Source organism: Deltaproteobacteria bacterium, from assembly GCA_019309045.1.
GTDB lineage: Bacteria > Desulfobacterota > Syntrophobacteria > BM002 > BM002 > JAFDGZ01.
Genome location: JAFDGZ010000020.1, coordinates 29,867 through 40,917, shown reverse-complemented (window position 1 = coordinate 40,917; position 11,051 = coordinate 29,867). Strand labels below are relative to the sequence as shown.

At 53.5% G+C, this 11,051-nt stretch carries 10 protein-coding genes; 2 read left to right on the top strand and 8 right to left on the bottom strand.

The window, feature by feature from the left end:
• Both JRI89_06195 and JRI89_06190 read left to right on the top strand, forming a co-directional pair.
• A partial coding sequence (locus JRI89_06195) for a tripartite tricarboxylate transporter permease (GenBank protein ID MBW2070831.1) occupies positions 1-582 on the top strand: 582 nt, incomplete at its 5' end.
• 188 nt (positions 583-770) lie between these two features.
• Entirely contained in the window at positions 771-1,820 is a 1,050-nt protein-coding gene (locus JRI89_06190) for a sodium:calcium antiporter (protein MBW2070830.1), read from the top strand.
• Positions 1,821-2,122: 302 nt separating this feature from the next.
• Here the strand turns inward: JRI89_06190 and JRI89_06185 are convergent, their stop codons facing one another.
• The 8 genes from JRI89_06185 to JRI89_06150 all read right to left on the bottom strand — a co-directional run bounded on the left by JRI89_06185 (position 2,123) and on the right by JRI89_06150 (position 10,939).
• A complete protein-coding gene (locus JRI89_06185; protein MBW2070829.1) occupies positions 2,123-2,776 on the bottom strand; it encodes an HAD family hydrolase in 654 nt (217 codons plus the stop codon).
• Between the two features lie 79 nt (positions 2,777-2,855).
• Positions 2,856-4,334, bottom strand: a complete 1,479-nt coding sequence (locus JRI89_06180) for a DUF4070 domain-containing protein (GenBank protein MBW2070828.1) — start codon at positions 4,332-4,334, stop codon at positions 2,856-2,858.
• Between the two features lie 355 nt (positions 4,335-4,689).
• Positions 4,690-5,619 carry a patatin-like phospholipase family protein gene (locus JRI89_06175; protein ID MBW2070827.1) on the bottom strand — a complete coding sequence of 310 codons (930 nt, stop codon included), beginning with the start codon at positions 5,617-5,619 and terminating at the stop codon, positions 4,690-4,692.
• A gap of 112 nt (positions 5,620-5,731) precedes the next feature.
• Positions 5,732-6,619, bottom strand: a complete 888-nt coding sequence (locus JRI89_06170) for a 3-methyl-2-oxobutanoate dehydrogenase subunit beta (protein MBW2070826.1) — start codon at positions 6,617-6,619, stop codon at positions 5,732-5,734.
• Positions 6,597-7,817 carry a pyruvate ferredoxin oxidoreductase gene (porA, locus tag JRI89_06165; GenBank protein MBW2070825.1) on the bottom strand — a complete coding sequence of 407 codons (1,221 nt, stop codon included), beginning with the start codon at positions 7,815-7,817 and terminating at the stop codon, positions 6,597-6,599. The genes JRI89_06170 and porA overlap by 23 nt, the downstream gene beginning before the upstream one ends.
• Positions 7,775-9,532: an FAD-dependent oxidoreductase gene (locus JRI89_06160; GenBank protein ID MBW2070824.1), complete on the bottom strand. Its 1,758-nt coding sequence runs from the start codon at positions 9,530-9,532 to the stop codon at positions 7,775-7,777. The genes porA and JRI89_06160 overlap by 43 nt, the downstream gene beginning before the upstream one ends.
• 66 nt (positions 9,533-9,598) lie before the next feature.
• A complete protein-coding gene (locus JRI89_06155) occupies positions 9,599-10,207 on the bottom strand; it encodes a 2-oxoacid:acceptor oxidoreductase family protein (protein ID MBW2070823.1) in 609 nt (202 codons plus the stop codon).
• 129 nt (positions 10,208-10,336) lie between these two features.
• On the bottom strand, positions 10,337-10,939 hold the full coding sequence (locus tag JRI89_06150; protein MBW2070822.1) for a helix-turn-helix transcriptional regulator: 603 nt from the start codon (positions 10,937-10,939) through the stop codon (positions 10,337-10,339).
• Positions 10,940-11,051 lie beyond the last annotated feature (112 nt).

The window sequence follows — 11,051 nt, the reverse complement described above, 5'->3', positions numbered from 1 at the left end:
GGAGCCCTCTTGCCGCTACTCACTCTAGGGATCCCAGGGGGGGGCGCAACCGCTGTTATGCTCGGCGCCCTGATGATGCTGGACATTACACCCGGACCTCTGCTCTTTCAGAAACACGCCCAACTGGTCTGGGGACTCATCGGCAGCATGTATCTGGGGAATCTCCTGCTCCTGATTCTCAACTGGCCCCTGGTAAATCTCTTTGCCCGCATCATGACAATCCCGGCGCGCTATCTTATGCCTATCGTTTTGGTCATATCGACCATAGGCGTATGGTCTTTGAGTTACAGTGGCATGGATCTGATAATCATGGGAGTTTGTGGAGTCATTGGCTACTACATGCGTCGCCATGACTACCCGCTGGCGCCTGTGCTCTTGGGGTTGATCCTTGGCGGACGCATGGAGCAGTCGTTTCGGCAGGCTCTCATTATTTCTCGTGGAAGTCTGCTGATTTTTGTCCGAGAACCAATCTCACTGGCCCTGCTTATTGGCGCCGTTCTGTTTCTGGCGTTGCCTTATCTTCTAGAGAAATCGAGACAGTTTCGTCTTGCCAGAGAGGCTTCCTTTGAAGAAGAGGCATGAGCATATCTCGTGCCGTCCTTGTTTATTCTGTGAAACTCTTGCCAGCCAGTGTGCTAATCTGTGGATTGGCATTGCTGCGGCGGTTATGCCTTTGAGCAGAGAAAAGAATAACTTCTTGGGTAACTGTTTTCATGCAGGGCTGCTGAAACACGGTCAAAGATTCTTGCCAGAGATGTGGATTTACGCCAATGCACTTTCTTTATCTGCTTCTAGATGAACATGTACTGAACAGATTTGTTTCCGGTCTGCCTGGTGTGTGGCTGATAGCCGTACTGGTCTGTGCAATTGTTGTGCTCCTCAAAGGTGCCAACTGGGCCATAGATGGAGCCGTTTCCCTGGCAGAGCGCATGCAGCTGCCAAGGATTGTCATCGGGGCAACCATAATTTCTCTTGGAACCACCATGCCAGAGATGTTTGTCTCCACTATGGCAGCCTGGATGGGAGATCCAGGTCTGGCCCTGGGAAACGGCGTGGGCTCGATCATATGTGATACTGGTCTTATTTTTGGTCTGATGTGCATTTTAAATCCTCCACCGGTAAATCGCTATATCCTGAATCGGACGGGCTGGGTACAGGTGGGAGCAGCTACCCTGCTGGTGGTGCTAGCCCTCAATGCCCTGGCGACCAGCAATGGGGAGCCCTACTTGAGCCGAAGCATAGGGGTGCTTTTCCTTTACCTCCTGATCTGCTACCTCTACATAACCTATTTATGGGCCAAGGAAGGCCAGAGTCTTGCCCTGGAAGAGAAGCCTGCAGGGGGGACTACTCTGGTGAAAGCTGTGCTGTTCACTATAGGCGGTCTATTTGGCGTCATTGTAGGCAGCAGGGTTCTGGTGCCCGTGGCAGCAGAAAGCGCTCACAGGGTGGGTGTTCCTGATGATGTTATTGCCGCAACCCTCGTTGCCTTCGGCACCTCGGTGCCCGAGTTGATAACTGCCATTTCTGCTGTGCGCAAGGGCCACCCGGAGATAATGATCGGCAACGTGGTGGGTGCGGATGTTCTCAACTGCCTCTTTGTAATCGGTGCTGCGGCTGTTGCCAAACCCCTGTTCATCCAAACCAATTTCTACCTGTTCCACTTCCCGGCAATGCTTATTATCCTTTATTCCTTCAGAGCTTTTATATTTATGAACAAAGACGGCAGATTCAAGAGGTGGCAGGGGATATGGATTCTCGGGGTTTACCTGCTTTATCTGTTTCTGCAATACACCTTTAATCTTGGTAGTCTGAGCGGCTAGCAAGGCACGGAGGCGGGTTGCGGGTTTGCGGTTATCTGTTATCGGTTGATGGCATAATGAGAATGCACCTGACAACCTTCATTGTCAACCAGGCGTGCCAGGGGATTGGGGGCACGGCAACGAGTTTGTAGCCGCAGGCTTCAGCCTGCGTTGTCCTGTGTTGTTATCTATTTCAGCAAGCTCGTTATGCGCAAGGCGGGTCCCACACTCGCCTCAATGCAGGTTTTGATCAATGGCTGAAAGGGAGATCAGGCGCACATTAGGGGGATAAGAGAGCGCTCCCATTAGCGCGGCAATAATTTCTAACCGAGCAGCTGGAATATCTCCTGTGGCCGCTCGAGGAGCATCCGGGCGCCGCTCTGTTGCAACTCTTCAGGAGAGCGGAAGCCCCACAGCACTCCCACGGGATGCATGCCAGCGGCAACAGCAGTTTTCATGTCTACTGAGGTGTCGCCAAGATAGAGAAATTCTTCAGGAGGAATCCCTACAGCATGAGACACTTCAAGAGCACCTGCGGGATCAGGCTTGGCTGGAACAGAGTCGCGCAATCCGAGCACCACCGAGAAATTCCACTGATTGAGCATCTTGTCAACGCAGGTCAGAGTAAAGTCATGCGGTTTATTGGAAAGAATTGCCAGCTGCAGTCGCCGGGAACTCAGGCCGTCAAGCATTTCTGCCACCCCAGGGTAGAGTCTAGTGTGCACCTGCCAGGTTTTTCGGTAGTCGGCGCGAAATGCTTCCAGACAGGCTGAGATTATCTCCTGTTGCCGGGCTGTTTCAGGAAGGGCTCTAGTAATGAGCATGAGGGGACCGTCGCCGACAAAATAACGATAGCTGTCCACACTATGTGTGGGATAGCCGCGCTCTGCCAGGAGGCGATTTACTGCACCGGCAAGATCCTCCAGGGTATCGAGCAGAGTGCCGTCCAGATCAAAGAGAACACCTCTGTAGACCATGGAACCCCTCTCGAGTTTCTAGCAAAGAAGACCGGTAAGAGGACTTGCTCTTCTATCAGTGCGAAACAAAAGGATCGAATCAGATCTTCTTGGCTACCTTGCGAAAATGGTGGCCATAGACCATGAGACGCATAGCTTCTCCAAAGAGTCTGCGGTGACAGACAATCGACTTGAAAAGCATTTTCCAGTAATACCACTGCGACAGGCCATTTCCTAAAAACCCCAGGTAGAATATAGACTTGAGGAAAGCCATAATCTCCTCGCCTTTGATCGGCTGAATGCGATACGGCTTGTAGTATTCGAGGAAGCGGCAGACTCTCTGGTAGTAATAGCGCGGACTATAGATTGTTCGCACTATAGCTCGATACCCTTCGATCAACTTCTCCCGTCCCATGCGCGGCATGAAGTTGATGGTACCATCAGTGTTGTCGCCAGTGGCGTCCAGCTGCAGCCGGTTCTCCGCCATGAGCCTTTTCCACAACCTGGTCCGCGGCACAGCGTTCAAGAGCCCGACCATGGCTGTTACCACACCAGATTCCTGGATGAATTTGATCTGGCGGGAAAAGATGCCTTCATCATCGTTGTCAAAGCCGACAATATAGCCGCCGAAAACTTTTAAGCCTGCTGTTTGCAGCTTCTTGATGGAACCCACCAGGTCACGGCCACAGTTCTGCACCTTGGCGCATTCCAGCAAACTTGCCTCATCTGGTGTTTCGAGCCCGATGAACACCGTGTCAAAACCTGCCCGTACCATCAACTCTATGAGTTCGTCGTCGTCAGCCAGATTGATGGAGGCCTCAGTGATAAAGGTGAAGGGGTGGTTATGTGCCTCCATCCACTCAATTACCAGGGAGAGCATTCTCTTTATCTTTTTCTTGTTGCCGATGAAGTTGTCATCCACGACAAAGACGCTCTGGCGCCAGCCGAGATCATAGATGCATTGCAGTTCAGCGAGGAGCTGCTGGGGTGTCTTCAGGCGCGGTTTTCGTCCGAAAAGGGCTGTAATATCACAAAATTCGCAGTCAAAGGGACAGCCACGCGAGACCTGCAGCATGAGAGTTGCGTAATTGTTGAGATCAATGAGGTCCCACCGCGGAATGGGTGTTGAGGAGAGGTCGGGATAGCCATCCGCTCGATAAATCTTGCGGGGCGACTCGTTTGCAAGATCTTCCAGAAAGGGTGGCAGGGTAAGTTCAGCCTCATCGAGAATCAGGTGGTCCACCAGAGAGAGAAATTCTTCAGGTGTGCTGCTGAACAGCGGCCCTCCAGCGATTATCTTGGTGGAATTTTGCCGGGCGCGGGCCAGCACCTCCAGGGCTGATTTCTTCTGGACCAGCATAGCGCTTATCATGATGAAATCTGCCCATTTGAGATCTTGCTCGTCCAGGTTTTCAAAATTCAAGTCTACCAGGCGCAGTTGCCACTCTGCAGGCAGCATGGCCGCCACTGTCAACAAACCCAGAGGCGGATAAGCGGCCTTCTTGGCAATGAACTTGAGGGCGTGTTTGAAACTCCAGAAAGTGACGGGATACTGGGGATATACAAGTAATACATTCATGGCGCTTGTCTCTCAAGCTAACAGGCCCGGGTATTTCACGGCTCATGGAGCAGACAATTGAAAGTTGGCTTCTTCAGTAAGGCAGTCTCCCAGATCATGAAAACCAAAACGGCCGAGCTCTGAATATCATCCATCTCTAACTGAGAGTGAACATCCGCGGGCATCTGGAGACGCAGTAACCTCTGGGACGGCGGCGCAGCGTTCATGAAACAGCCGGGCAAGACAGTAATCGCCTCAAATTTAGAAACCGCATAATACAACAGTTGCTTATTATATAAAATCATGTAAGGGCGAAGTTTGTCAAGGATTTGCAAATCTGGCGGCGGCTGGCTGTCAGACTGGAAGGAAGGCTATTCTAGATCCAGTGGTCTTGCAACCAGTGGACTGTAGCTGATATGTCAACTGCCTGGGCAAAGTCTATAATTTCGGGGACTTTGTCCACATTATCCAATGGAATAGATGTGCCAGGAGGAAACACAGGCGCCAGGCGGTGATAATTTTCGTGCAGCATCTTGGCGCACTGGAAATCGACGATGCCCATAGCGCCGTCCATCATCAGAGAAATCAGCGGCTTTGCCCACTGAGTATATCCCCAGTCCAATTTTTTCCCGGTAATATAAGTCAGTGATGTGCCCGTGCCCAGTGAAAGGAGCCTAATGTCCTCCATGGCTGGTGGCTGGCTGTGAGTTCTCGGATCCTGGCACTGGGCCAGGGCTGCCATGCTTGGATTGTTGGCGAAAACGCCTCCGTCTATAAAGCCGTCTACAGAAGGGAAATACGTGGGAGCTGCACTGGTATAGAGGGCCACTTTGTAGGCCAGAGCGTCACCATCGCTGTCAATGCCCGGAAAATTGTGAAAGAGCTTGGGCTTCCAGGTTCGTCTGGCCGGATGTGGATCTTTATTGTCCAGGTCGAAGGCGGTGATAAGGACCTTTTTGTCTAGATCCGCAAGAGTTGTTCTGCTGCCGAGAGTCTTTTTCAGCTCACTTCGAAGACCACGGTTGTCGTAGTCTGCGCCTCGCAGCTTGCCTAGATCAACTAGATCATCCCAGAAGGAATCGTCGAAAATTTTCTTGCCCTGTTCTTGGTAAAGTTTTCTCAGTTCAGAAGGAGAGCGTCCGCGAGCGAGCCCAAGGGCGAGTATGCCGCCAGTGGATGTGCCGGCTATAAGATCCACCATGTCCAGGAAATCTACCACCTGAGCAAGCAACCGTTCCAAGATGATTGCCGTGAGGAGTCCCCGTATGCCTCCACCATCCAGAGATAAGATGCGATATGTGCTCATGGCTGTTCAGTTGCCTATGTCGTTGTCGCCCACCAAAGAGGCACAAGCTGCCTGAATGGTTTGAGGCTATTGTTTTTCATGGTGCTGGCGGGTATTTTTTGCAATTTTTGTGCTAGGCTCGAGGACTGTTGCCCGCTTTGCGGCAAAGCAGGGCCCAGTCCTCGTCTACCATCTCCTGGATCTGTCGGAGATCCTCATCAGTCAGGTGTTTGAAGCGCCCCTGCAGCCGGAAGTATTCATCAACCAGATATCCTTTTGGGCTGTAGTTGATGGTGTAGCGGAGGCCGTCTTCCACTTCATAGAGGGGGAAGATGTTGGTCTGTACTGCCATCCTGGCGATCTTGATGGACATCTCGGAGGGGATGCGCCAACCAGTAGGGCAAGTGGAGTAGATGTGCAGGAATCTGGCGCCTTTCATCTCTCTAGCTTTGCGAGCCTTGGCAATCAGGTCTTCAGGGAAGGCAATGCTGGCCGTGGCCGCATAGGGAATGCGGTGTGCGACCAGGGCTTCCACGATGTTTTTCTTGCGCAGCCTCTTCCATTGCTGCCCCGGGGTGGTGGTTGTCCAGGCGCCGTAGGGGGTGGAAGAACTTCGCTGGATGCCGGTGTTCATATAGGCTTCGTTGTCATAACACACATAGAGAAAGTTTTCGTTTCTCTCGACTGCGCCGCTGAGAGCCTGAAAGCCGATATCAAAGGTGCCGCCGTCGCCAGCCCAGGTCACCACGGTTGTCTCAGTATCACCGAGGATGTCTAGAGCGGCCCGCACACCGCTGGCTACGGCACCGCCGGTCTCGAAGGCAGTGTGGAGCACCGGGACTTTGAGAGTTGATTGAGGGTAGGGCCCTGCTATGATGGACCAGCAGCAGGCGGGAATTATCATCACGGTTTTCTCCCCCAGGGCCTTGAGTAGAAAGCGCATGGCCACGGCAGCGCCGCAGCCGGGGCAAGCCACATGGCCGGAACACATGTATTCATTATTCAAGGCTTCCAATTGCATGATCCACCTCATGGAGTCCCACCCACAGATTTTCCTGATCTGAGCCCTTCATTTTCTTGGTGCGCCAGTATATGTCTTCGATCACATCGGTGGTGACATCACGACCCCCGAGTCCGGCAACAAAGCCGAGCACCCGGGGACGGTTGTCAAGGTTGCAGAGGGCAGCCCGTACTTCCTGAGCAAAAATGCCGCTTGCACCGAAGGAGAAATTGCGATCGATTACAGCCACCTTTGCCGCTCTTTTCAGCGCTTGCCTGATTTGCTCCACAGGAAATGGGCGAAAGAGCTTTAACTTCAACAGGCCGACCTTTTCACCCCGGGCCCGGAGGTGGGCAACTACCTGACGGCTGGTGCTGGTCATAGTCCCAGCGGTAACAATGATGATGTCAGCGTCTTCGCAGGCCACTGTCTCCAGGGCGCCATGACCGCGACCAAAGACGGCGGCAAAATCCTGCTGCAAAGCATGAAAGCTCTCCAGAGCCGCGCTCATGGCTTCCTGCATGTTGTAGCGCATTTCCATGTAAATGTTGGGAGGCGCTAACTGGTTGAAGGCACGAGGAGCTGTGGGGTCCAGCCTGAATTTGGCTCGGAAGGGCGGCAGAAAACGATCTACTGCTTCCTGCTCAGGGATGTCCACCGGCTCGTAGGTATGAGAAAGAAAAAAGGCGTCCAGGATTACCATCACCGGAAGGTTGACCTTTTCAGCCAAGCAGAATGCCTGAATGGTGGTGTCCAGAGCTTCCTGACCGTCCTCACAATAGAGCTGCAGCCAGCCGGTGTCCCGCTGGGCCAGGCTGTCAGTCTGGTCGGTCCAGATGTTCCAACCCGGTGCCAGGGCACGATTTACCTCGGCCATAACAATGGGGAGTCTGGCGCCCGCAGCCCAGTGCAAGAGTTCGTGCATAAGCGCCAGACCCTGCGAGGAGGTGGCCGTAAACGTACGAACCCCGCTGCTGGCGGCTCCAATAAGTGCTGCCAGGGCTGAGTGCTCGCTCTCGACTCGCAAGAAGCGTGCAGCGAGGCTGCCGGCAGCACAGTATTCTGAAAGCCTTTCCACTATGTGGGTTTGAGGAGTTATGGGATAGGCGGATATCACTTGTACCCGGGCCAGGCGCACTGCCTCGGACACCGCATGACTGCCTTCAATGACCTGTTTCACGCACTTTCCTCCTCTAGACTCATGGCGTTGCGAGGGCATTCCACCACGCAAAGGCCGCAGCCCTTACAGTAATCGTAGTTTATAGCCCTGGTCTGTGAGCTGCTGTCAAAGTTGACGGCGAGATCAGGACAGAAAAGGCGGCAGTTGTCGCAGTGATTGCAAAGGCCACAGTTGAAGCATCTTTCCGCCTCACGAATAGCGACATTGGCGGCGATCTTCAAATCTATTTCAGCGAAGGACTGCAGCCTTTCATGCGGCAGCAATCGGGGCTGGGAAATTCGTTCAGCAAAGAGAAAATAGTCAGTGTTGAGATCCTGGAACCCCACGGTGAGTTGATTTCTCTGGGAGCGCGGGCCTCCCAGGTAAACTTCCATGGAAAGCGAGGGGCCATGCCCAACCACAGCAGCCTGCAGCCGTGGTTTAATCGCCTGAGGCCCTTCGCTGAAATAGGCGTCCAGGGCCATGGCAGCCTGCTTGCCTGAAGCTACTGCATGTACCACGCTCTTGATGTCAGCAACCAGGTCTCCTCCGTAGACCAGGGGAATTCCCTTGAGCCGGTGGCTGAAGACGCAGTTGCTCAGACGCAGGTGCCCCCGGCCCTTTTTGGGAGGCTCGTACCAGTCTTCCGATGCTGCAGCGCCGATTGCCTTGAAAAGATGATGTACCTGGATTTCTCTGCCTCTGTTGCCATCAGGTACCACAAAAGCCCTGCCCTGTCGGTCTTCACCGCTGACCTTCATCTTTTGCAAAACGACCTCGAGGAAATCGCCGTGGCGTTCGATCTTTACGGGAGTGTGAAGTTCGAGCAGTTCAACACCTTCTTCCAGAGCGGCTTCAATTTCATCTGTGAAAGCAGGCATATCCTGGCGCCTTCGTCGATAGATCACCAGCGGTTTGCCGCCCAGGCGGGCTGCTGCTCTGGCTACGTCGATGGCTGTGTTGCCCCCTCCAATAACTGCCACGGCGCCCTGCAAAGGATTGGCTTTACCCAGGCGAACCTGTCGGAGAAATTCGAGGCCATCTTGGACGCCGTTCAGACCAGTGCCCGGAATGCCAAGATCAACAGCGCCGGAATGGCCGCAGCCCAGGTAGATGGCGTCAAAGTGCTCATGGGCGCGCTGGAGGAAGCTGCGGTCTACAGCTCTGTTGCAATGGATGCGGACGCCGAACTCTTGCAGAAGAGCTAGGTGATGTTTGAGGACCGCCAGGGGCAGCCTGTAGGGGGGGATTCCCCAGCGGAGTACTCCACCAGGCTCCGAGGCGGCTTCAAACACCTCTGCGCTGTAGCCCAAGCGTGTCAGAAAATAGGCGGCTGCCAGACCGCTGGGTCCTGCACCTATCACGGCAATCTTTGGCGATTTTGCTGGCATTCTTTCCAGAGATGGCTTCAGGTCGTAGCGGATGGCAGTATCAGAGAGGAATCTTTCTATAACATGTATGGCAACAGCCTCATCGAATTCATGCCTGTTGCAGACACTTTCACAGGGATGGTAACAGACCCGGCCACATATTCCAGGAAGTGGATTTTCCTGGAGTATAGTTTCCCAGGCTTCCTTGAAAAGACCTTGAGCTGTGAGCATTTGCACGCGGCTGATGTCTTCGGCGGCAGGGCAAGCAACGCTGCAAGGAGCATTCTTGTAGTCATACTTCGGCCTGAGGAAGCGCCAGCTGCCGGTCTTGTTGCCTTCGGTAGTGAGGTATGAACATGGAATGAGAAGCGCGGTTCCTCTTGTTGTTCGCTGTTCTGTTTTCATCCGTTCACCTTGTATGCTGCTGACAAGCTCACTCACATTCCTGCCGGGCTCTGACTCATAAAGTGTCTACAATGGACTTCTGCCCCTGTCATCCCCTGCTCCGCTGGCAGCAGTACGGCCGCCATCCAGGAGAATCACCCTGGAATAGGCCTCTTCGGCAGCATTGATGTTGCGTTGTGGTCTGCTCGGAACCTCCTGGCGAATGGCTGCAGCAATGGCCTGCAAGGGTGGTATATTCAACACCCGAGCCAGTGCTCCCATCATGGCGGTATTGACGATGGGGTGAGTCCGGGTGCCCAATTTGTGCTTCAGAGCAATGTGGGTGGCGTCCACATAGGCCAACCGGAAATTGGCAAATGAAGAGAGGTCTTCCGGGGGTTCCGGTGCGTTGAGCAGTATCCAGCCACCGGGTTTCAGACCCTGCGTCACGTCGACTCCTTGGAGGAGGGTGCTGTCGAGCACTACCACGTGATCTGGTGTATAGAGATTGGTTCTCACCAGAATCTTGATACTGTCTAATCTCAGGTAGGCCTCTACAGGAGCTCCTCGGCGTTCGACGCCGAAAAGTGGGAAGGTCTGCACGTAGAAACCATCCTGGAAAAATGCTTTGGCCAGTAGAATGGTGGCAACTACTGTACCTTGACCGCCGCGACCATGAAAGCGAATCTCTATCATAAACCTGCCCCAGTGGCTGGTTGGAGAAACTGTACCAACGTTTATCAAGAGCCGGCCCTGACTTTGTGGCAGCAAAACATTGTCCTGCCAGAGCACAAGGCTAGATTTGCCTGCAGTTTCGACAATGGACTAGGGACTCCAGACCACCACCAGTGCCTTTGCCCTTTCTTCGCTCAGACAACGGAAACTGTGGCTCAGGTCGGAATCGAAATAGATGCTGTCTCCAGCCTCCAGCACTTCCACCCGGTCTACGCTGCGAAACTCCAGTCTGCCCTCCAGCAGGTGGAGGAATTCTTCCCCCTCGTGGCTGACGAAGACCATTTCACTGGTGTCTCGCGAGGGAAATTCCACAAGAAACGGCTCCATGTGTTTGTCGGTGCGCTTTGTTTCCAGGGCCTCGTAAATGTAATTGACTTCTCCCTTGCGGTGATGCGGCCGGCGTTCGCTCCTTACTCTTTCATTGCGTCTGGTGACGGCAATCCTGTCGCTGCTTTCCTCCTCATGAAAGAAATAGGCCATACCAACATTGAGGGCCCTGGCCAGTTTCAGCAGAGTAGCCACCGGTGGAACTACCCGATCATTCTCTATCTGCGAGAGAAAAGGTTTTGACAGGCCAGTCTTGGCGGCGATGTCCTGCAGGGTATATTTGTTTTTTTGCCGCAGTTCCCTTACCTTGCTCCCCAGTTTGAGTGCCTTGACTTCCAGGTTGATGTCTTCTTGAGAACGCCTCATTTTTCTCCTCACAACTCTATCGATATGATGTTGCCATAGTCGAAGACTGCCCGCTGCTATATTGTATTATATGGTCATATTTTACCCCAGAAAGAGTTTGCTGAAAACAAAA